This is a genomic window from Janthinobacterium lividum (assembly GCF_011601275.1).
GTDB lineage: Bacteria > Pseudomonadota > Gammaproteobacteria > Burkholderiales > Burkholderiaceae_D > Janthinobacterium > Janthinobacterium lividum_E.
Window position 1 is genome coordinate 235,530 of the sequence record NZ_JAAOLY010000005.1, and the last position, 20,515, is coordinate 256,044.

General features: G+C 61.6%; 19 protein-coding genes. 5 read left to right on the top strand and 14 right to left on the bottom strand.

Annotated features, from left to right (window positions below):
• Positions 1 to 93: 93 nt before the first annotated feature.
• The 5 genes from GYK42_RS10100 to GYK42_RS10120 all read right to left on the bottom strand — a co-directional run bounded on the left by GYK42_RS10100 (position 94) and on the right by GYK42_RS10120 (position 3,841).
• Positions 94 to 873: a peptidylprolyl isomerase gene (locus GYK42_RS10100; protein ID WP_034756076.1), complete on the bottom strand. Its 780-nt coding sequence runs from the start codon at positions 871 to 873 to the stop codon at positions 94 to 96.
• 84 nt (positions 874 to 957) lie between these two features.
• Positions 958 to 1,245 (bottom strand): BolA family protein, encoded by a 288-nt coding sequence (locus tag GYK42_RS10105; protein WP_058048143.1) that lies wholly within the window; start codon positions 1,243 to 1,245, stop codon positions 958 to 960.
• A complete protein-coding gene (locus tag GYK42_RS10110; protein WP_071077228.1) occupies positions 1,242 to 1,871 on the bottom strand; it encodes a septation protein A in 630 nt (209 codons plus the stop codon). Before GYK42_RS10110 ends, GYK42_RS10105 begins: the two co-directional genes overlap by 4 nt.
• A gap of 80 nt (positions 1,872 to 1,951) precedes the next feature.
• Positions 1,952 to 2,353: a peptide-methionine (R)-S-oxide reductase MsrB gene (gene msrB / locus GYK42_RS10115; RefSeq protein ID WP_034756083.1), complete on the bottom strand. Its 402-nt coding sequence runs from the start codon at positions 2,351 to 2,353 to the stop codon at positions 1,952 to 1,954.
• 9 nt (positions 2,354 to 2,362) lie between these two features.
• Complete coding sequence (locus GYK42_RS10120) at positions 2,363 to 3,841, bottom strand: protein adenylyltransferase SelO (RefSeq protein WP_205711356.1); 1,479 nt, start codon at positions 3,839 to 3,841, stop codon at positions 2,363 to 2,365.
• Positions 3,842 to 4,067: 226 nt separating this feature from the next.
• Here GYK42_RS10120 and GYK42_RS10125 point away from each other — a divergent pair, with 226 nt between their 5' ends.
• A complete protein-coding gene (locus tag GYK42_RS10125) occupies positions 4,068 to 5,720 on the top strand; it encodes a 3-(methylthio)propionyl-CoA ligase (protein ID WP_072453534.1) in 1,653 nt (550 codons plus the stop codon).
• Between the two features lie 6 nt (positions 5,721 to 5,726).
• On the opposite strand, the gene GYK42_RS10130 is transcribed toward GYK42_RS10125, so the two are convergent.
• Genes GYK42_RS10130 through GYK42_RS10145 form a run of 4 tightly spaced genes read right to left on the bottom strand, consistent with a single transcriptional unit; the run spans position 5,727 to position 10,589 of the window.
• Entirely contained in the window at positions 5,727 to 7,253 is a 1,527-nt protein-coding gene (locus tag GYK42_RS10130; protein WP_240943537.1) for a chemotaxis protein CheW, read from the bottom strand.
• Entirely contained in the window at positions 7,240 to 7,764 is a 525-nt protein-coding gene (locus GYK42_RS10135; RefSeq protein ID WP_166447401.1) for a chemotaxis protein CheD, read from the bottom strand. The genes GYK42_RS10130 and GYK42_RS10135 overlap by 14 nt, the downstream gene beginning before the upstream one ends.
• A complete protein-coding gene (locus GYK42_RS10140) occupies positions 7,761 to 8,585 on the bottom strand; it encodes a CheR family methyltransferase (RefSeq protein WP_166447402.1) in 825 nt (274 codons plus the stop codon). The genes GYK42_RS10135 and GYK42_RS10140 overlap by 4 nt, the downstream gene beginning before the upstream one ends.
• Before the next feature lie 3 nt (positions 8,586 to 8,588).
• On the bottom strand, positions 8,589 to 10,589 hold the full coding sequence (locus GYK42_RS10145) for a methyl-accepting chemotaxis protein (RefSeq protein WP_240943538.1): 2,001 nt from the start codon (positions 10,587 to 10,589) through the stop codon (positions 8,589 to 8,591).
• A gap of 620 nt (positions 10,590 to 11,209) precedes the next feature.
• Here GYK42_RS10145 and GYK42_RS10150 point away from each other — a divergent pair.
• A complete protein-coding gene (locus tag GYK42_RS10150) occupies positions 11,210 to 13,297 on the top strand; it encodes a 3-hydroxyacyl-CoA dehydrogenase NAD-binding domain-containing protein (RefSeq protein WP_166447404.1) in 2,088 nt (695 codons plus the stop codon).
• 108 nt (positions 13,298 to 13,405) lie between these two features.
• Here GYK42_RS10150 and GYK42_RS10155 read toward each other — a convergent pair whose 3' ends face one another.
• The 3 genes from GYK42_RS10155 to GYK42_RS10165 all read right to left on the bottom strand — a co-directional run bounded on the left by GYK42_RS10155 (position 13,406) and on the right by GYK42_RS10165 (position 15,154).
• Complete coding sequence (locus GYK42_RS10155; protein WP_166447405.1) at positions 13,406 to 14,254, bottom strand: alpha/beta fold hydrolase; 849 nt, start codon at positions 14,252 to 14,254, stop codon at positions 13,406 to 13,408.
• Positions 14,255 to 14,360: 106 nt separating this feature from the next.
• Complete coding sequence (locus GYK42_RS10160) at positions 14,361 to 14,759, bottom strand: VOC family protein (RefSeq protein ID WP_166447406.1); 399 nt, start codon at positions 14,757 to 14,759, stop codon at positions 14,361 to 14,363.
• 101 nt (positions 14,760 to 14,860) lie between these two features.
• Positions 14,861 to 15,154, bottom strand: a complete 294-nt coding sequence (locus GYK42_RS10165; protein WP_166447407.1) for a DUF2798 domain-containing protein — start codon at positions 15,152 to 15,154, stop codon at positions 14,861 to 14,863.
• Positions 15,155 to 15,250: 96 nt separating this feature from the next.
• On the opposite strand from GYK42_RS10165, the gene GYK42_RS10170 reads away from it, so the two are divergent.
• Complete coding sequence (locus GYK42_RS10170) at positions 15,251 to 16,156, top strand: LysR family transcriptional regulator (RefSeq protein WP_166447408.1); 906 nt, start codon at positions 15,251 to 15,253, stop codon at positions 16,154 to 16,156.
• On the opposite strand, the gene GYK42_RS10175 is transcribed toward GYK42_RS10170, so the two are convergent.
• Positions 16,153 to 16,902 carry a nucleotidyltransferase domain-containing protein gene (locus GYK42_RS10175; protein ID WP_166447409.1) on the bottom strand — a complete coding sequence of 250 codons (750 nt, stop codon included), beginning with the start codon at positions 16,900 to 16,902 and terminating at the stop codon, positions 16,153 to 16,155. The two genes, GYK42_RS10170 and GYK42_RS10175, sit on opposite strands and share 4 nt — an antisense overlap.
• A 195-nt stretch (positions 16,903 to 17,097) precedes the next feature.
• Between GYK42_RS10175 and GYK42_RS10180 the strand changes: the two genes are divergently transcribed.
• Positions 17,098 to 17,301 (top strand): hypothetical protein, encoded by a 204-nt coding sequence (locus tag GYK42_RS10180; protein WP_046682764.1) that lies wholly within the window; start codon positions 17,098 to 17,100, stop codon positions 17,299 to 17,301.
• Positions 17,302 to 17,388: 87 nt separating this feature from the next.
• Here GYK42_RS10180 and GYK42_RS10185 read toward each other — a convergent pair whose 3' ends face one another.
• The gene (locus GYK42_RS10185) at positions 17,389 to 19,089 is read right to left on the bottom strand and encodes an MFS transporter (protein WP_046682763.1); all 1,701 of its coding nucleotides are present in this window, start codon (positions 19,087 to 19,089) and stop codon (positions 17,389 to 17,391) included.
• 229 nt (positions 19,090 to 19,318) lie between these two features.
• Here GYK42_RS10185 and GYK42_RS10190 point away from each other — a divergent pair, with 229 nt between their 5' ends.
• The gene (locus GYK42_RS10190; protein ID WP_166447410.1) at positions 19,319 to 20,497 is read left to right on the top strand and encodes an acetyl-CoA C-acyltransferase; all 1,179 of its coding nucleotides are present in this window, start codon (positions 19,319 to 19,321) and stop codon (positions 20,495 to 20,497) included.
• Positions 20,498 to 20,515 lie beyond the last annotated feature (18 nt).

A 20,515-nucleotide genomic window follows, 5' to 3' on the forward strand; every position in this document is an offset into this window, starting at 1 on the left:
TACTAAAAATCGATATACGCGACTGTCGCGCAGTGCGCATTCAGGCGCAGAATACACGACCGGCGCCGAAAAGGGCGCCGGGGAGGTCAGTTCTTACTGAACTTTCGCTTTTTTGATCATTTCTTCCTGATACGCTTGCAGTTTCTTTTGCTGCAGCGCTTCGGCGATCTGTGGCTTGACTTCTTCCAGGGTCGGCAGTTTTGCCGCGCGGGTGTCGTCCAGCTTGATCACGTGGAAACCGTTAGGCGTTTGCACCGGGGTGTCGGTGACCTGGCCTTTTTGCAGTTTCACGAAGGCGTCCGAGAACACTTTCGGGAACGACGATGGGGCTGCCCAGTCCAGGTCGCCGCCATTGTCGGCCGAGCCGGTATCTTTCGATTGCTTGGCCAGATCTTCGAACTTGGCGCCGCCTTTCAGCTTGGCGATGATGTCTTTCGCTTCCGCTTCGGTGCCGACCAGGATGTGGCGCACGTGGTATTCCTTGTCGCCGGTCTGGGCCACGAACTTGTCGTATTCGGCCTTGATTTCAGCATCGTTGACGGGGTTCTTTTTCAGGTAGTCGCCGACCAGGGCGTTGATGACGATGGCCTGGCGTGCGTTCTCGATTTGCTGCTTGACTGCTGCATCTTTACCGAAACCTTTGTTTTCCGCTTCTTGCATCAGCACTTCACGGCCGATCAAGTCTTTCTTGATCATTTCGCGCAGTTGCGGCGAATCCGGTTGCTGGCCTTGGGCGACGACTTGCTTGACGACTGCATCAACGCGCGACGATGGGATAGGCTTGCCATTAACAACGGCAACATTTTGCGCAAAAACAGGTACCGCGACAACGGCGAGTAGTGCGATCAGCAAGCGGGCTGGCTTAAAAGTCATTATTAAATCCTGTTAGGGAAAGTTTCGTAAAAAACGCATGGAAAGAAATTGATAACATGGCTCGGGTACGCCAAAACGCCATCCTTACACTACTTCGGATGGCGCCAAGGCCACAATCGCCAATGCATGTATCTCATTATGCATCATATCGTGCACGGAATCATACACCAGTCGATGGCGCATGACGAGCCTGAGCCCCTCAAATTGACTAGAAATTATGCGTAGATTGTAATGGCCTCCGCCCGAGGCGGCGCCCGCATGGCCCCGGTGGCGCGCCGAGTCATCTTCCAGCACGCATTCCAGAGGGGAAAGTGCCGTTTCCAGGCGGGTACGAATGCGCTCCATGCGCGTTGCCGTGTCGTTCGTCATCATGCGTCTTCCTTGATATGTTTGGCCAGGAACAGGGTTTGCGCCACGATAAAGGCAAAGAAGATGCCCGTCGCGCCAAACGCCTTGAAGCTGACCCAGGCGGCCATGTCGCCCTTGTACAGCACGAAGGCCACGAACAGGTTCAGTGCGCCGATGGCGCCAAAGAAGATGATCCATGCGGCCAGCAACTGGTTCCAGACGGCATCGGGCAATTGCACTTGCGCTTCCATGGTCTTGCGAATCAGGTTTTTCTTGAAGCCCACGTGGGCGATCAGCAGGGCCAGGCCGGACAGCCAGTAGATCAGGGTCGGCTTCCATTTCAGGAAGAAATCGTCATGCAGGTAGATGCTGGCGCCGCCGAACACGACAAAGATGAACAGCGACAACCACAGCATGCCGTCCACCTTGCGTCCGCGCAGCAGCAGATAGCTGACCTGGCAGGCGGTGGCGATGATGCCGACGAGGGTGGCAAGTATCCACGGCGCCTGGTCGGCCTTGATCAGGCCGCCTGACACGAAGCCGGACAAATATTGCTGCACGAAATCGTGCGTGGCCGCTTCATACATGCCGCCCAGTTTGAAGGCGGCGAAGAAGGCGATCAGGGGGAATAGGTCGAATAGAAATTTCATGGCGAGACTTTACACGGGTCTTGTTACATTCATCTTAGGAATGGCTTAGGAGCAAGATGCCCGCCCGCCATTCCAGTGTCTCACGGCTGTGGATCGAAGCGCAACGAAGCCGAATTGATGCAATAGCGCAAGCCGGTCGGCGGCGGGCCGTCCGGGAAGACGTGGCCCAGGTGGGCGTCGCAAACGGCGCAGACGATTTCCGTGCGCACCATGCCGTGGCTGCGGTCGACGATTTCCGTCACGTTGGCCGGGTCGAGGGCCTGGAAATAGCTGGGCCAGCCGCAGCCGGAGTCGAACTTGGTGTCCGAGGCGAACAGGGGCGTGTTGCAGCAGACGCAGGTGTAGACGCCGTGTTCATGGTGGTCCCAGAACTTGCCCGTGAAGGCCCGTTCCGTGGCCGCATGGCGCGTGACTTCGTATTGCATCGAATCGAGCATGGCGCGCCATTCGGCGTCGGTTTTCTTGACTTTATTCGTGGTCATAATGACTCCTCAGGATGAGCAACTGACTTCAAGGTGGCTGGCCCAGTCGGGCGGCAGGGCCGCATAGTGCTGGTGTTCTGGCTGTTCGTCAAATGGCTTTTGCAAAACTTCCAGCAATCTCGCCACTTCCGTGTAGTCCTGCTGCTGGGCTTTTTCGATGGCCACTTGCGCCAGGTAGTTGCGCAGCACGTATTTCGGGTTGACCAGGTTCATCGCCGCTTGCCGCTCGGCATCGACGCTGTGCTCCTGCCGCAGGCGCGCGCGGTATTGTGCCGCCCACGTATCGAACGCGGGGCGGTCGATGAACATGTCGCGCAGCACGGTGTCGTGCTCAGGGGCGTCTACTTGCAGTGTCGCCAGGGCGCGGAAGAAGTTGGTGAAATCCACGTGATTGGCTTGCATCAGCGCAAACATGCTGTCGAACAGCACCGTGTCTTCGGCTTGCACTTCGCGCAAGCCGAGCTTGGCGCGCAGCAAGGCATTCATCTTCTCCGCAAAGGCGCTCTGGTAGCTGTCCAGCGCCGCCTGCGCCAATTCCACTTCGCCGATCAACGGCAGCAGCGCCTGGCCCAGCGCATAGCAGTTCCAGTGGCCCACCTGCGGCTGATTGGCGTAGGAATAGCGGCCCTGCTGGTCCGTATGGTTGCAGATGTGCTCGGCGTCAAACGCTTCCATGAAGCCGAAGGGGCCGTAATCGAGCGTCAGGCCCAGGATCGACATATTGTCCGTATTCATGACGCCATGCATGAAACCCACGGCTTGCCACTGCGCAATCATGTGCGCCGTGCGCACGCAGACTTCGGCCAGCAAGGCTTGATATGGATTTGATGCAGCGCGCAAGTGGGGGTAGAAGCCGTCGATGACGTAGTCGGCGAGGATTTTCAGCTCGTCCGGCTGCTTGCGGTAAAACCAGTGTTCAAACGAGCCGAAGCGCACGAAAGTGGGTGCCATGCGCGTGACGACGGCGGCCGTCTCGACGGTTTCGCGCATGATGCCTTGCTGCGAACCCATGATGGACAGCGCGCGCGACGTGGGAATGCCCAGCGCCGCCATGGCTTCCGAGCACAGGAATTCGCGGATGGACGAACGCAGCACGGCGCGACCGTCGCCCATGCGCGAATACGGCGTGGCGCCGGCGCCTTTCAATTGCAGTTCCATCGGGCCGTGTTCGGTGGCGATATCGCCCAGCAGGATGGCGCGGCCGTCACCCAGCTGGCCGGCCCAGACGCCGAACTGGTGGCCCGAATACACGGCCGACAGGGGCAGCGAGCGCTCGGCAACCGCATTGCCGCTCAGCAACGCCACGTAATCGGGCTCGGCCAGGCGCGCCGCATCGAGGCCGATCAGGGCTGCGGCTGGCGCGCTGGCGGCCACGAAGTACGGGGCGGGCAGGGGCGTGGGCATCAAGCGCGTATAGAACGCGGGCGGCAAGGCCGCAAAGGCGTTATCCAGTGGTAAGGTATGAGCGGTGATGGCAATTCCAGTCAGTAAGATGGACCGGCAAGGTGCGCCAGCCTGGAATGCGATTTTACCGCACAGCGCCAAGGCGCGTGGCGGGCGCGCTGACAGGTGTTTGCATAGCAAGAAACGGAATCGAAAATTCCATGCTGCATCGCAATATCGAAATGCGTTGACGATTTCCGCACGACCGTACGAAACTAGGGAAAGTCTTTAAATTCCAACAATAACCGAGTATCCACTTTCAGGAGACACGATGTCGGCATTCCCCTTGAGTCCAGTGATGGGCCAGATGATGAATCAGCCCCTGCTGATTTCCAGCATTATCGAGTTTGCAGCGCGTCATTATGGGGGCAGCGAAATCATTTCGCGGCGGGTGGAAGGCGATATGCACCGCTACACCTACCGCGATTGCCACCAGCGCGCGCGGCGCCTGGCAAACGCCCTGCATGGCCTTGGCGTCGGCATGGGCGACCGGGTCGCCACCCTGGCCTGGAATGGCTACCGCCACCTGGAAGCATACTATGCCGTGTCCGGCTCGGGCGCCGTGCTGCACACGATCAATCCGCGTTTGTTTCCCGACCAGATCGCTTACATCTCGAATCACGCGGAAGACCAGGTCTTGCTGTTCGATTTGACTTTCCTCCCCGTGGTGGAAAAGATCGCCGCCGACTGCACCTTCGTCCGTCACTTCGTGCTGATGTGCGACCGCGAGCGCATGCCCGCCAGCAGCACGATTCCCGATTTGCTGTGCTATGAAGACTTGATCGCCACGCATTCCGACGATTACACGTGGCCCCTGTTCGACGAGAATTCGGCCGCCACCCTGTGCTACACCTCGGGCACGACGGGCAACCCCAAGGGCGCACTGTATTCGCACCGCTCGACCGTGCTGCACGCTTACGCGTCGGCCATGCCCAGCGCCCTGAACGTGCGCGCTTCCGACACGGTGCTGCCCGTCGTGCCCATGTTTCACGTGAATGCCTGGGGCTTGCCGTATTCCGTGCCCCTGTCCGGCGCGCGCATGGTATTTCCCGGCGCGGCGCTGGACGGCAAGTCGCTGTATGAATTGTTCGAGGCGGAAAAAGTGACGTTTTCGGCCGGCGTGCCCACCGTCTGGCTGGGTTTGCTCAACCATGCCTTGCAGAATAATCTGCAATTTTCCACTTTCCGCCGCACCGTGATCGGCGGCGCGGCGTGTCCGCCAGCCATGATGGATACCCTGATCGACAAGTTCGACGTGGAAGTCATCCACGCCTGGGGCATGACGGAAATGTCGCCGCTGGGCACGGCGGGCGGCTTGCAGACCAAGCACCTGGACTTGCCGAAGGACGAGCAGCGCAAGATCCTGCAAAAGCAGGGCCATGCGATCTACGGCGTGGACATGAAGATCGTCGACGACGATGGCAAGGAATTGCCGTGGGACGGCGTGGCGTACGGCCATCTGCTGGTGAAAGGACCGTGGATCATCTCGTCGTATTACAAGAACGAGGGCGGCGACGTGCTGCAGGATGGCTGGTTCCCCACGGGCGACGTGGCCACCATCGACACGGACGGCTACATGCAGATCACGGACCGCAGCAAGGATGTGATCAAGTCGGGCGGCGAGTGGATCGGCACCATCGACCTGGAAAACCTGGCCATGGCGCATCCGGCCGTGCTGCAGGCGGCCTGCATCGGCGTGTTCCACCCGAAATGGGACGAGCGCCCCGTGCTCGTCGTCGTGCTGCGTCCCGGCATGACGGTCACGCGCGAAGCGTTATTGCAATTTTTCGAGGGCAAGATCGCCAAGTGGTGGACGCCCGATGACGTGCTGTTCATCGACGCCTTGCCCATGGGCGCCACGGGCAAGATCCAGAAGAACAAGCTGCGCGAGCAGTTCAAGGGGCATCAGTTGCCGGGGATGTAAAGTAACTTAGGCCGCCTGCGGCAGCGCCGCCCCCAGTTTTTCCAGCAAGTGGTCGCACTGGAAGACGGACAGGGTCTGGCGCTGCGCATCCGTGCCGATGTCGATCATCTCATCCATTTCGCTGCGCAAGTCCTCATGTTCTCCCGTGCGGATGATTTGCGGCGCCGCGAAGCGCTGGCTGTCGGAAATGGTCATGATGTTGTCGACGTGATCGACGAGAAAGCCGTAGCGCTCGGCGCCCCGTTCCACGATCAAGATCTTGCCGGCGCTGGCGTCCGGCAAGGCCGGCATGGCGTACAGCTGGCGCAAGTCGATGATGCTGATCATTTGCTGGCGCAAGTTGAGCATGCCGCGCATGCAGGCCGGCATGCCCGGCGGCGTCGTGATGGCGCCGCTGAAATCGATGATTTCGCGCACTTGCCCGATTTCCACGGCGAAGCGGGTTTCCACGGTAAACGTGATGTAGACGCGGCGCGGCGCCTTGCGCGTGGCGGCCGTGTTCGCGTCCGTGTCGGCCGGGTACAGGCGCGCGTGGCCGTCGCGCATCTCGACGATCTCGGCCTGCGACAGGATGCCCTTGTGGTCGAGGAAAATGATGTCGCCCAGGCCCTCTTTCGTGATGCAGCCGGCAAACATGGCGGCGCGCGCCTTGCTCAGCAGAGGAATCGGCAACACCTCGTCGGCAAAGAAATGCACGATGCTGTCGACGGAGTCGACGAGGAAGCCCACGGTCGTGTCATCGAGGCGCACGACGATGATGCGCTGGTCGCCAGTTGCCGCCGTGCCGGAGCGGGGCGCCTGCAGCAGGGCGCCGAAGTCGACGACGGCCACCTGGCTGCCGCGAAAATGCATGCGGCCCAGGCACAGTTCGCTGTTCAGCAGGGAACTGTGCAGTTCCGGCACCCGGATGATTTCCTGGATGGCCAGCATTTCAAAGGCAAACGTGGCGCCGGCCGCATGGAAGCTGACGCACTGGCGGCGTTCGCTTTGCGCATGGTAGCGGGCCGTGCTCAGCTTGGCGCCCGTCGCCTGCAGGGCCAGCACATGGGGCACGTTTTCGATGCGCAGCAGGGCATGCGGGTCGAGCACCTGCAGCAGGCGCGCGCCGCCATCGAGCAGGATCGTGCCGGCGATGACGGCATGGCTGTCGCCGGCCGCATATTGCAGGGCGCTGCGGGCGCTGGCGGGCACGCGCAGGATTTCGCCCGTATCCTGGAAGACGATGCCGATCAGCACTTGCTGGAAGTCGAGAATGGCGATCTTGTCCGTGGCCACGGCGCGCGGCGCATCGGCGCGGAACAAGCGGTCCAGGTTGACCACCGGAATGACGCTGCCGCGCAAGGTGAACATACCTTCCAGATACGCCGGCGACAGGGGCAGGGCGGTGACTTTCGCGGGATAGTTCACCACTTCGCGGATGCAGCTGGCGGGCAGGGCGAATTCATCGTCGCCCAGGTGGAAGGAACCGAACAGCTCGGTGGCCGTTTCTCCGCTGGCCTGCGCTTGCAAGCCCGTCGCTTCATGCATATCCATATACGCCTTCCTTGCGTGGAATCAATTCGGGTGGCGCCACGACATCGGTGACGGCGTAGCTGTGATTGGCGCAATCGATCAGCAACTGGCGTCCGTGGCGGCCGCCCAGCGCGCAAAAACTGACGTGCAAGCCGCACTGGTCCAGGTACTTTTGCGCCGCTTCCGCGTTTTGCCGGCCCACTTGCAGGCGTCCATTGCGCGGGCCAAACATGCTGGCGCCGCCCGCCAGCACCACTTCGATGTCGGCGTAGTCGGCTTGCCGCACACCCATCAGGCGCAGCAGCGAAGGCACGGCCTGGCTTACATAGCGAGCGCCAATGGCGCTGTCGGCGCCGGGCGCTTCCGGCAGCAAACAATGGGCCAGGCCGCAGCATGGGCCGTTCTTCCAGATGAAACCGATGCCGATGCAGGAGCCGAGGAGGGCTTGCAGCTGCTCGCCATGCGTGCCCACGCTCAGTTGACCCATGCCGACATGGTGCAGCGGCAAGCCATGGTCGGTGATGATGCTCATGCGGTACCCGCCTTATAAATCATGGGAAACTCGAATTGATAGCCGGTGCCGAGGCGGGCGATGGTTTCCGATTCGCCCAGGATCAGCCGGCCCTCGTCCTTGAGACTGAGCCTTGCCTGGCGCAGCACGGTTTCCTGGTGCTCGGCATCGAAATAAATCAGTACATTGCGCAGGAATACCAGGTCGAATTGCCGGGCCGGGCGCAGCGCTTCGAGCAGGTTATGCTGGGCAAAGCTGACGTGTTGCCGCAAATCCTCGTTGACCTTGACGCCATAGGGTGCTGGCGTGAAATATTTGCGCAGCAAGTCCGGGTGCGACAAACGGATGCGCTCGACGGAGCGGCCGCTGTACTGGCCGGCCCGCGCCGCGCCCAGGATCTGCTGCGAAATGTCGCTGGCCAGGATCTGGTAGCGGAAAGACGTCACTTGCAGCTTGAATTGCTCGCACAGCATGGCGATAGAATACAGTTCCTCGCCGCTGGCGGCCGCCGCCGACCAGATGGCCAGGCAATCGCCCGGATGGGCGCGGGCCCAGGCGGGCAGGTAGCGGTCGCGGAAGTAATCCCAGACCTGCGGCGTGCGGAAGAACAGGGTGTCGTTGGTGGTCACCAGGTCGATGAAGTGGGCCACCTCGTCGCGGTCGCTGGCCACGCGCTCCAGGTAAGCCTGGTAGCTGTGCAGGGACAGCGCCTGCAGCCGTGGCTGCAAGCGCCGTTCCAGCAAGACGCTCTTGCGCGCCGTCATGGCGATCCCCGTATGCTGGCGCACCAGCGCGATCAAGGTCGTCAGCACCTCGGGCGTCAAGGTGGCCGCGTGGTTCATCGCCTACACCACGAAGCCGGAGACAGTCTGGTTCAGGCTGCCCGCACGCTCGTTCAGCCCATCCGTCGAGCGGGCGATGCTGTCGCAGTTGGCAGCCGACTTTTCCGTTTCCTCGGCGATGTACTGGATGGCCGTCGACACTTCGCGCGCCGTCAGCAGCTGCTCGTTGGCCGCCTTCGAGATATCGGAAATGGCCAGGGTGGTCTTCGCCACGCCCGAGACGATCTTGTCGAAGGCGTCGCTGGCCTGGCGCGAAATCTCGCTGCCCGTGGAAACGCGCTTGACGGACTCGTTGATCAGCTTGGAGATTTCCTTGGTCGCCTGCGACGAGCGCTCGGCCAGCTTGCGCACTTCGTCGGCGACGACGGAAAAGCCCAGGCCGTGCTCGCCCGCGCGCGCCGCCTCGATGGCCGCATTGAAGGCCAGCATGTTGGTCTGGTTGGCGATCTCGCTGATGACCTTGACGATCTCGCCGATGTCTTCCGACGAACGATTGATCAAGTCCATCGCTTCGATCGACTTGGCGACGGCGCGCGCACCCGCTTCCGCTTCCTGCTGCGTGGCTTTTGCCAGGAAATCGGCATTCGAGGTGTTTTCCGCGATGGAATTGATGGAAAACGTCAGGCCGTCGATGGACGCGTTCATTTCTTCCACCGTGGCGCCCAGCGCCTGCGTGCCCACGGCCACGCCCGTGGCCCGTTCGGCGATGGCGTTCGAGGCGTCGGCAAAGCCGTTGGCCGCCGAGACCACGTTGCCGATCACGCCGCGCAAGTCGACGATCATCTTGCTGATGCCGCCGGCCAGCAAATCGATCGGCTCGCTGCCTTCGGGCACGATATTGCAGGTCAGGTCGCCTTGCGCCGCGCGCGCCACCGAGTCGAGCAGGGCATTGACCTTGCGGCTGTCGTTGGCGGCCTTGGCCTGGATGCTGTTTTCCAGGTTCACCTGGTCCGTGATGTCGATGGCGAACTTGACCACTTTATACGGCTTGCCGTTCAAGTCCAGGATGGGGTTGTAGGTGGCCTGTATCCACACCACCTTGCCATGGTTGCCCAGGCGCTTGTAGCGGCCCGCGTCGAATTCGCCCCGGTTGAGCTTTTGCCAGAATTTCTTGTACTCGGCGCTGCCGGCATACTCGGGCTCGCAGAACATGCGGTGGTGCTCGCCCTCGATATCGCTCAAGTCGTAGTCCATGACGGCGAGGAAATTGTCGTTCGCGTCCAGCACCTTGCCCTGCATGTCGAATTCGATCACGGCTTGCGCCTTGCCGATGGCGCTGACCTTGCCTTCGTATTCGGCATTGCGCTTTTTCAAGGCCGTCACGTCGCTGGCGAACTTGACCACCTTGAAGGGCCGGCCTTCCGCGTCAAAGATGGGGTTGTACGACGCGTTGAGCCAGATTTCGCGGCCGTCCTTGGTGACGCGCTTGTATTCGCCCGCATCGAACTGGCCTTGTCCCAGCTTGTGCCAGAATTGCGCGTATTCCTCGCTCTTGGCGTACTCGGGTTCGCAAAACATGCGGTGGTGCTTGCCTGCGATCTCCTCCAGGGTGTAGCCGACGGACTTGAGGAAGTTGTCGTTGGCGCGGATGACGGTGCCGTCAAGCTGGAACTCGATCACGGCCTGCGCCTTGCTGATGGCGTCGATCTTGCCTTCGTAATCGGCATTGCGGCGCTTGCTGGCCGTGATGTCGGTGGCGAACTTGATGACTTTATACGGTTTGCCGTCCGCGTCGAGGATGGGGTTGTAGGAAGCGTTGATCCACACTTCGCGGCCATCCCTGGCGCGGCGCTTGTATTCGCCCTGGTCGAATTCGCCGCGTGCCAGCTTGGCCCAGAAGTTGGCGTATTCGGCTGTTTTGACATACTCGGGATCGCAAAAGATGGCATGGTGCTTGCCTTGCACCTCGGCCAGGCTATAGCCGACGACACGCAGGAAATTGTCATTCGCATGCAGGATTGTGCCGTCGAGTTCGAATTCGATGACGGCCTGGACACGGTTCAATGCAGTGTTTATCGCTTGTAAGTCCAGATCCTGGGAGTGGCTGACATGGCTGGCTGCGTCCATAGTATTTCCTTCGGGGGTGAGAAGAGGAATGGGAGCGATAAGGCTGCTTTTATTATTTTTTCTGCTATCCGTATAAGGCGGGAATGTTATTGCATGGGCCGGCATCTGGTGATAATCGGTGAGAATGTGCGCAATCAAAAGCCGCCAGTGTTTGCCCTGCAGTTTGCCTTATCGTGGATAAATTGTAGAGTATTGATTTGAATCAACAATTTTATTATTCCCCAGCGTCTGGCGAAAAACAAGGGGCGGGAATAAATAATGTAAAAACTGTCGCAATTGCCCCATGTCGCCATATAAAAAACGCATTCTTTTGCATAATAAAACATCGTTATTATTATTGTTGTTTTATTATTTAAATGAATATCCAAGTGATAGCTTCTACAAGAGCTTGCCGCTTGCAGCAGAATCTTTCCGCAAACGATGTTGTACCATGGCGTAGCATGCCGGCGCCGGGCGCGCCACGACAAAAATAATACGAGCGTTCTTTTATGCGGTATAGTGAAGCTTCATCCCTTGCAACCACCTCATCGCTGAGCAAAAATCAATAAGGAAGAGACATGAGTGCTGAATATCAAGTGAACGGCGTCGTTGCCGTCATTACCCTGGCCAACCCGCCAGTCAATGGCCTGGGGCTGGCGACGCGTACGGCCGCCGTGGCTGGCATCCGCCAGGCGCTGGCGGACGAGGCCGTTAAAGCCATCGTCATCACGGGCGCCGGCAAGGCCTTTTCGGGCGGCGCCGACATCAAGGAATTCAATTCGCCCAAGGCGCTCACGGAACCGACCCTGCACACCCTGATCAACGTCGTCGAGCAGTCGACCAAGCCGGTCGTGGCGGCCATCCACAGCGTCTGCATGGGTGGCGGCCTGGAGCTGGCGCTCGGTTGCAACTACCGCGTGGCCGCACCGGGCGCGCAGATGGCCTTGCCGGAAGTCAAACTCGGCATCTTGCCGGGCGCGGGCGGCACGCAGCGCCTGCCGCGTGTGCTGGGCCTGGAAATGGCCTTGAACATGATCGTCTCGGGCACGCCCGTCGCATCCGAAAAACTGGCCGGCACGGCCCTGTTCGACGAAGTCATCGCGCCCGGCGCCGACTTGCTGGCCGCCGCCGTGGCCTTCGCCACGAAAGTGGCCGATGTGCGTCCGCTGCCGAAAGTGCGCGAGCGCAAGGTCGACTACCCGAACCACGAAGCTTTCCTGCAGTTTTCGCGCAATACCGTCAAAGCCATGTCCGGCCCGTTCCCCGCACCGCTCAAATGCGTCGATGCCGTGGCGGCCGCCGTGACGATGAAATTCGACGACGGCTTGAAGTACGAGCGCGAACTGTTCATGCAGCTGGTGCAGTCGCCGGAATCGAAAGCCCTGCGCCACGCCTTCTTTGCCGAGCGCGTTGCCAGCAAGGTGCCCGACGTGCCGGCCGACACGCCCGTGCGCACGATCGCCAGCGCGGCCATTGTCGGCGCCGGCACCATGGGCGGTGGCATCGCCATGAACTTTGCCAACGCGGGCATTCCCGTGATGCTGCTGGAAACCAAGCAGGAAGCGCTGGACAAGGGCCTGGCCACGATCCGCAAGAATTATGAAAACACGGTGAAGAAGGGCAAGCTGACGCAAGAGAAGGCCGAGCAGCGCATCGCGCTGGTCAGCGGCACGTTAGCCTATGCGGACATTGCGCAGGCGGACATCGTCATTGAAGCCGTGTTCGAGGAACTGGGCGTCAAGGAAGCCGTCTTCAAGCAGCTCGACGCCGTCATGAAGCCGGGCGCCATCCTCGCCTCGAACACGTCCACTTTGGACCTGGACAAGATCGCCGCGTTCACCCAGCGGCCGCAGGACGTGGTCGGCACGCATTTCTTCAGCCCGGCAAATGTCATGAAGCTGCTGGAAATCGTGCGGGGCAAGGAGACGGGCAAGGACGTGCTGGCGACGGCGCTGGCGCTGTCGAAAAAGCTGAAGAAGACGGGCGTCGTCTCGGGCGTGTGCGACGGTTTCATCGGCAACCGCATGATCGAGCAATACAGCCGCCAAGCCGGTTTCCTGCTGGAAGAAGGCTGTCTGCCGGAACAGGTCGACAAGGCGGTCGAGAAATTCGGCTTCGCCATGGGACCCTTCCGCATGGGCGACCTGGCCGGCAACGATATCGGCTGGGCCATCCGCAAGCGCCGCTACGTGGAAAAGCCGGACGTCACGTATTCGAAGACGGCCGATTTGCTGTGCGAACTGGGGCGGTTTGGCCAGAAGACGGGCGCCGGCTGGTACGACTACAAGCCGGGTGACCGCAAGGCCTATCCGTCGGAGCAGGTCAACGCCATGATTATCCAGCACTCCGCCGACATCGGCGTGGCGCGGCGCAAGATCAGCGACCAGGAAATCGTCGAACGCCTCGTGTATGCGCTCGTCAACGAGGGTGCGCGCATCCTGGAAGAGGGCATCGCCCTGCGCGCCTCGGACATCGACATGGTGTATTTGACGGGCTACGGCTTCCCCTTGTTCCGCGGCGGCCCCATGTTCTACGCGGACACGGTCGGCTTGCCGAACGTACTCGACACGATTGCCGGCTACGCGAAAGGCCGCCACGGCGAGGCGTGGACACCGGCGCCGCTGCTGGTGAAACTGGCGGGCGAGGGCAAGGGTTTCAATAGCTGATCCGGCGCTGCCGTTGACGCCCGATGTTGTCGGATTACGCGCGGCTTCGCCACGCTAATCCGACCTACGCGTCGACAAGGGGTTCAATCGCCGCGTAATCCGACGCCACTACTTCTTCTTCGCCACCATCTTGACCGCCTCGTTGACGATGACGGGGTTGTCTTTCTGGATGTAGTAGCCGGCGCCCGTGATGCGCTCGATGGCCGGCGCGCCGGACAGGCGCTGCCAATCCTTTTCCTGGGCCCGTACCACGTTTTCAAACGAGCCCATTTCCTCGATGCCGAACTTGTCGCGCACCAGCAGCATGGCGGGCACGCGCAGCGGGCTGCTCATGTCGACGTGTTGCAAGCACTGCGTCTGGGCATCGAATTCGGCCGATTCCGTACTGTTGAACATGAGTTTACGCCGCGTTTTCACGAGCATGGCGTAGGTGGACGCGTCCTGTTGCAGGCGGTTCCACTGCTGCGGGTGCGTGGGATCGAGCAGCACCAGGCCGGCCACGTCCTGCGGGTACAGCCTCGCATACACATACTGGTACAGCCCGCCCAAGCCATGGCCGACCAGCACATACGGCGGTTTCAGGCCCGCTTGCGCCAGCAGGGCGCGCTGCTGGGCGGCGATGGTGCAGGGGTCGCGCGGCGTGGTGGTTTTCTGGCTGTCGCCGTAACCGGGACGGTCGTACACGAGCACGCGGTGCTGCCGGGCTACTTCGGGCACGACCTTGGCCCACACATCCTTGCCGTCGCCCATGGCCGACTGGAAGACCACGGGCAAGCCGCTCTGGCCGCTCAGGGTATAGGCGATGCTGGCGTCGGGCAGGGCGGCGGTGGCTGGCACGCCCGGCGTGACCGGCGTGGATGGCAACAGGGAGCAGCCGGAAAAACAGCCTGCCAGCAGCAGGCCGGCGCTGGAGAGGAGCATGGTGCGCGCGGGGCGGCCGACGAATAGATGATGCATGAATCTCCTTCTTGGTGCACGGACCGGGGACGGTATGGCTTGACAGCCATTATAGGCAAAACGTATCGAAGTGGAAATGCCGAACAGAGCCGGGTTTCCCGTCCTGTCAGCCGGCGTCGGCGCGATGGCAGACGGCTTCGATGCGATTGCCGTCCGGATCGAACAAAAAGGCCGCGTAATAGCTGGCGTGATAGTGGCGCAGGCCGGGCGCGCCCAGGTCGATGCCGCCGTGCGCCAGTCCCGCATGCCAGAACGCCTCGACGGCCGCGCGCGAAGGCGCCTTGAAGCAGCAATGGCGGCGCGGCGCGTCGTCTGGTTTCGGGCCCAGGCGCACGGAAAAGTAGCTGCGTTCGGGATGCTGCGCATCGCTGCGCTTGCCGTAGCCTATCCAGGCGTCGGCATGGTCGCTGCCCACCTTGGGCACGCCCAGCGCGGCGAAGATGGCGTCATAGAAGCGCTCGGCGCGTTCCAAGTCGCTGACGGTGAGGGAAACGTGATCGAGCATTGGCACTCCGCTGTAAAAACATGGACGCCCATAGCATAGCCCGGATCAGGGCGGCTGTGGGCGGGAGTGACCGAGTGACAGGATTGCCGAGCGACTGCCGGTTAAGGGCGGCTGGCGCATGCGCATGGCGCATCTGCCGGGCAGGCGGGGCAGGCTGGCGCCGGACGCGCGAGCCTGGCCACGATGGTGCGGCTCATCAGCTGCACGCGGGGCGCGAACAGCATCACGGCGCAGAAGGCCACGGGCCAGGCGGCAAAGAACGCATGGCGCCAGCGGGGCAGGAAGTCCGCCTGCAGGCCGATATTGAGCCAGGTGACCCAGGCGCTCATCAGCAGGGTCATGAGCAGCGACATCAGGAAGGCAAATACGCAGCGCAGGCGCAGGGCTTCGGACATGGGGCACTTTCAAAGTATGAAGATATGGCAGCGTAACAACTTGCAGCAATCTATACTAGAGCCATATTTTTAATTTCAAATTCCGTAAATGCAATTATGCTAGATGATTTAGCCCTGTTTGTCGCCATTGTCGAGGCTGGCAGCCTGCATGCGGCGGCCGTCAAGGAAGGCTTGCCCGCCGCTACCGTCACGCGCCGGCTGCAAAAACTGGAAAGCCAGCTCGGCTACCGCTTGCTCAACCGCAGCGCGCGCCGCTTGCAGCCGACGGCGGAAGGCTGGCAATACTACGAGCAGTGCCGCCCTTTGGTACATGCCTTGCGGCAGGCGACGCAGCAGCTCGACGCCAGCCTGTCAGCCGTCTCGGGCAGCATCCGCGTGCTGGCGCCCGTCAACTTCGCCAGCGGCTTGCTGACGCCGGCCTGGGTCAGCTTCATGCAGAAGTATCCGGACATCCGCCTGGAACTGGAACTGTCGAACCTGCTGCAAGACCTGGTGGGCAGCGGCGCCGACCTGGCCATCCGCGTCGGCGCGCTCGACGATTCCTCGCTGATGCAGCGCCGGCTGGGCAGCGCTTCGCTGGTGATGGTGGCCGCGCCCGGCTACCTGGCGCGCGCCGGCGTGCCGCGCGACTTGCAGGAACTGGAAAAGCACGAGCTGATCGTGGCCGAACCATTGCGCACCTGGCGCTTGCGGCGCCCTGGCGACGGCGCCGAAACGGTGATCGAACCGCAGGCGCGCCTGCGCGTCAACGAGATGCGCCTGGCCGTGGAAATGGCCGACGCAGGCATCGGCATCCTGCTGTGTCCACTGCTGCAATGCCGCGACGAAGTGGCCAGTGGCAGCCTCGTGCGCGTTTTGCCCGACTGGATGCCGCAGCCGCGCCACGTGTATGCCGTGTGGACGCAGCGGCGCTACCTGCCGGCCCGCGTGCGCGTGCTGCTCGAGCACCTGGCGGCGTTCGCGGCGGACAATCCGCTGTTGAGCGAAGAGCCTGGCGTTTAGCTCGGCTGTTGCTGCGCCAGCCACTGCGTGAACTGGCGCAGCGCGGGCGTAAAACCGCTGGCTGGCGCGGCGCCGGGCCGGGCCTGGGCAAGGAAATACGCCATCTGCGCCTGCAGGGCGGGATAGTGGCGCAGCAACAGTGCAGCATGCTCGTCCAGGCTGGCGGGCCAGCAAGGATCGTCGTCGTGGCGCAGGATATTGCATGAGCGGATCAGCTTGCGCGACGCTTCGCGCTGCAGGCGGACGATGGCGGCAGGGTCGCGCTCGTCGTCTAGGCGCTGTGCATAATTTTCCAGCACGCGGGCAAAGTCGCCATTGACGGCCTGGGCAACGGCGCGCGAGGGCGCGAACGGCGCAAAGTGCGGCGCCAGGTCGTCGCCCCACAGGCAGCGGCACTGGTGCTTGATCCAGTAGCCCCAGCTGTACAGGTGCTCGGGCGCCAGCACCTGGGCCCGGTGGCCGATATCGAAATCGATTTTCAGTACTTCCGTGTGGCGCGCCTGCAAGGCCAGGCGCAGCGCTTCCAGCGTGTCGGCCTGCTGCGGCGTGGGCGGCTGGCGCAGCACCAGGGTCAGGTCGAGGTCGGACACGCCGGGCGTGGCGTCGCCACGGGCGATGCTGCCATACAGGTATATGCCGTCGAGCCAGTGACCGGCTTGCGCAGCCAGGCTGGCGCAGACGTCTTGCAGCAAGGCGTCGAAATGGTGCTGCAGCGGGCCGCAGGGGGCGGAGGCTATGGTCGGCATGCCTGGCACGAGTCCGGTGATAGAAACTTCCACCATAGCATGCAGTAGGGCGCGCACGCAGGGGATTCCTTTCCATTTAGTAATACCGAGCGCTTGTACTTTTCGCCGGGATCGCGTTAAGATAAAGCTGCCCGCTTATCCAGAGGGCAATCTGGTGTTTTTTCGCGCAATCCGTTCCTATCCATGAGAGTAGCAATGAAATATCTGATCGTTCCCTTCTTGCTGGCCATGACCGGCTGCGAAGTACTGTATGACGCGAACCGGGACAAGATCGGCGAGTATTGCAACAGCCTCAATAATTTCGACGACCGCAACGCCTGCCGCAAGCGCAACCAGACCAGTTACCAGGAATACGTGCAGCAGCGCGACCAGCTGAAAAAGAGCAAGAGCGACAAGTAAGCTTGCAACCACATAAAAAAACGCCGCTGACCAGTCAGCGGCGTTTTGCTTTGCGGCCCCGGCCTTGCGACCGGGGTTTGCCTCAGACTAGTCGTCGGCGTAGATATTGTTATCCTTCGTTTCCTTGACGAACAGGGTGCCGATCACGACAGTCGCCAGGGCGACGACGATCGGATACCACAGGCCGTAATAGATATCGCCCTTGAAGGCCACCAGCGCGAAGGCCGTGGTCGGCAGCAAGCCGCCGAACCAGCCGTTACCGATATGGTAAGGCAGGGACATCGAGGTGTAACGGATACGCGTCGGGAACATTTCCACCAGCATGGCGGCGATCGGGCCATACACCATGGTCACGTACAGCACCAGGATGAACAGCAGCAACACGACCATCGGCTTGTTGATCTGGTCCGGATCGGCTTTTGCAGGGTAGCCCGCTTCCTTGATGCCGGCGCCCAGTTCTTTCTTCAGCGCCGCTTCGTGGGCCTTGCTTTCCGCATCGAAGTTCAAGCCATCGGCTGTCATGACGGCGTTAAACGACGTAAATTCCTTTGTACCAATGCGCACCTTGGCGATTGAGCCGGCCGGCGCGTCTTCTTTCGTGTAGTTCACCGAGCTGTTCGACAGGAAACCCGTGGCGATGTCGCACGACGATGGGAATTTCTTCGTGCCCGTCATGTTGAACTGGAAGTGGCAGGAAGCAGGATCGGCCACCACCACCACTGGCGAGTTCTTTAGAGCCGCTTCCAGCTGCGGGTTGGCGAAGTGGGTCAGGCCGTTAAAGATCGGGAAGTAGGTCGCCGCGGCGATCAGGCAGCCGCCGAGGATGATGTACTTGCGGCCGATGCGGTCGGACAGGCTGCCGAAGAACAGGAAGAACGGCGTGGCCAGCAGCAGGGCGATGGCGACGAGCACGTTGGCCGTTGCCAGGTCCACTTTCAGGGTCTGGATCATGAAGAACAGGGCGTAGAACTGGCCCGTGTACCACACGACAGCCTGGCCCGCGGTCAGGCCGATCAGGGCCAGGATGACGATCTTCAGGTTTTTCCACTGGCCGAACGCTTCCGTCAGCGGCGCTTTCGAGGTCTTGCCCTCGGCCTTCATCTTGGAAAACGCGGGCGATTCATTCATGGCCAGGCGGATCCACACGGAAATACCCAGCAGGATGACGGAGACGAGGAAGGGAATGCGCCAGCCCCATGCTTCGAAATCCTTCTCGCCGGTCGCCAGGCGGGTGCCCAGGATGACCATCAGCGACAGGAAGAAGCCCAGGGTTGCCGTCGTTTGTATCCACGCCGTGAACGCGCCGCGCTTGCCTTCAGGCGCGTGCTCGGCCACATAGGTGGCTGCGCCGCCATATTCACCGCCCAGCGCCAGGCCTTGCAGGATGCGCAGGATGACGAGGATGATCGGCGCGGCGATGCCGATGGAGGCGTGGCCCGGCAGCAAGCCGACGATGAAGGTGGAGCCGCCCATGATCAAAATGGTGATCAGGAAGGTGTACTTGCGGCCGATCATGTCGCCCAGGCGGCCGAAGACCAGCGCGCCGAATGGACGCACGATGAAGCCGGCGGCAAAGGCCAGCAGCGCGAAGATGAAGGTGGTGGTAGGGTCGCCGATGAAGAATTGCTTGGCGATGATCGATGCGAGCGAACCGTACAGATAAAAATCGTACCATTCAAAAACGGTGCCGAGCGAGGACGCAAAGATGACCTTGCGTTCCTCGGGCGTAATCGGCGTTCCCTTGGTAGAAGTTTTCCGTACGTCGGCCGAGCCGGATGGTGATGCCATGGTTTGTCTCCCTATGTTTTATAGTGAACTGGTGCCGCGGTCTTTTTGACCATTCTTGCAACAGCTGGAGGCGAGTGTGTTCTCCGAACCTTACGTCATGCTTGCTTGAAACTTACACCAAGCTTACAAATCGCTGTTCGGCAGAACTTTGCGAACGACCGTACTTAAATGTGCTATTCTCATTCCACAGATATCTCACCCCATAATATTTCCCACAAGGAGACACAGCATGAATGAAGCCGTCATCGTATCGACCGCCCGCACGGGCCTGGCCAAGTCCTGGAAGGGCGCGTTCAACATGACGCATGGCGCCACCCTGGGCGGCCACGTGCTGGCCGCCGCCGTCGAGCGCGCGCGCATCGAGGCGGAGGAAGTGGAAGACGTGCTGGTCGGCTGCGCCTTTCCCGAAGGCGCCACAGGCGGCAATATCGCGCGCCAGGTGGCCCTGCGCGGCGGTTGTCCCGTCACGACGGCCGGCATGACCGTCAACCGTTTTTGCTCGTCGGGCTTGCAGGCTATCGCCCTGGCGGCGCAGCGCATCATCGCCGGCGAAGGGGATATCTATGCGGCGGGCGGCGTGGAATCGATTTCCTGTGTACAAAATGAAATGAATACGCACATGTACCGCGAGGTCTGGCTGCAGCAGCACAAGCCGGAAGTGTACTGGCCCATGCTGCAGACGGCCGAAACCGTGGCCAAGCGCTACCAGATTTCGCGCGAGCGCCAGGATGCCTACGGCGCGCAAAGCCAGCAGCGCGCCGCCGCGGCACAGGCGGCCGGCCTGTTCGACGCGGAAATCGTGCCGATGACCACCATCATGGGCGTGGCCGACAAGGCCAGCGGCATGCTCGTGTCGCGCGAAGTGACGATTGCCGCCGACGAAGGCATCCGTGCCGACACGACGTATGACGGCGTGGCCAAGATCCGCCCGGCCATTACTGGCGGCGTCATCAGCGCCGGCAACGCCAGCCAGTTTTCCGATGGCGCGTCCATGGCCATCGTCATGAATGCGAAAGTGGCCGAAGCGAAAGGCTTGCAGCCGTTGGGCATCTTCCGCGGCTTTGCCGTGGCCGGCTGCGAACCCGATGAAATGGGCATCGGCCCCGTCTACGCGATTCCGAAACTGCTGAAAAAGGCGGGCTTGACTGTCGCCGACATCGGCCTGTGGGAACTCAACGAAGCGTTTGCCGTGCAAGTGCTGTACTGCGCCGACACCCTGGGCATCCCCATGGAGCGCCTGAACGTCAACGGCGGCGCGATTGCCGTCGGCCACCCCTACGGCGTGTCGGGAGCACGCCTGACGGGCCACGCCTTGATCGAAGGCAAGCGCCGTGGCGTCAAATACGTGGTCGTGACCATGTGCATCGGCGGCGGGCAGGGCGCGGCTGGCCTGTTCGAAGTGCTGTGATTTAAATGAAACCCAGTC

Coding starts and splice junctions, on each gene's coding strand:
- GYK42_RS10155 (WP_166447405.1), bottom strand. CDS start 14,254: ATGCATCATCTATTCGTCGGCCGCCCCGCGCGCACCATGCTCCTCTCC.
- GYK42_RS10105 (WP_058048143.1), bottom strand. CDS start 1,245: ATGATGACGAACGACACGGCAACGCGCATGGAGCGCATTCGTACCCGC.
- GYK42_RS10140 (WP_166447402.1), bottom strand. CDS start 8,585: ATGAACCACGCGGCCACCTTGACGCCCGAGGTGCTGACGACCTTGATC.
- GYK42_RS10185 (WP_046682763.1), bottom strand. CDS start 19,089: ATGGCATCACCATCCGGCTCGGCCGACGTACGGAAAACTTCTACCAAG.
- GYK42_RS10165 (WP_166447407.1), bottom strand. CDS start 15,154: ATGTCCGAAGCCCTGCGCCTGCGCTGCGTATTTGCCTTCCTGATGTCG.
- GYK42_RS10135 (WP_166447401.1), bottom strand. CDS start 7,764: ATGAGCATCATCACCGACCATGGCTTGCCGCTGCACCATGTCGGCATG.
- GYK42_RS10180 (WP_046682764.1), top strand. CDS start 17,098: ATGAAATATCTGATCGTTCCCTTCTTGCTGGCCATGACCGGCTGCGAA.
- GYK42_RS10125 (WP_072453534.1), top strand. CDS start 4,068: ATGTCGGCATTCCCCTTGAGTCCAGTGATGGGCCAGATGATGAATCAG.
- GYK42_RS10110 (WP_071077228.1), bottom strand. CDS start 1,871: ATGAAATTTCTATTCGACCTATTCCCCCTGATCGCCTTCTTCGCCGCC.
- GYK42_RS10190 (WP_166447410.1), top strand. CDS start 19,319: ATGAATGAAGCCGTCATCGTATCGACCGCCCGCACGGGCCTGGCCAAG.
- GYK42_RS10100 (WP_034756076.1), bottom strand. CDS start 873: ATGACTTTTAAGCCAGCCCGCTTGCTGATCGCACTACTCGCCGTTGTC.
- GYK42_RS10130 (WP_240943537.1), bottom strand. CDS start 7,253: ATGGATATGCATGAAGCGACGGGCTTGCAAGCGCAGGCCAGCGGAGAA.
- msrB (WP_034756083.1), bottom strand. CDS start 2,353: ATGACCACGAATAAAGTCAAGAAAACCGACGCCGAATGGCGCGCCATG.
- GYK42_RS10150 (WP_166447404.1), top strand. CDS start 11,210: ATGAGTGCTGAATATCAAGTGAACGGCGTCGTTGCCGTCATTACCCTG.
- GYK42_RS10170 (WP_166447408.1), top strand. CDS start 15,251: ATGCTAGATGATTTAGCCCTGTTTGTCGCCATTGTCGAGGCTGGCAGC.
- GYK42_RS10160 (WP_166447406.1), bottom strand. CDS start 14,759: ATGCTCGATCACGTTTCCCTCACCGTCAGCGACTTGGAACGCGCCGAG.
- GYK42_RS10175 (WP_166447409.1), bottom strand. CDS start 16,902: ATGCCGACCATAGCCTCCGCCCCCTGCGGCCCGCTGCAGCACCATTTC.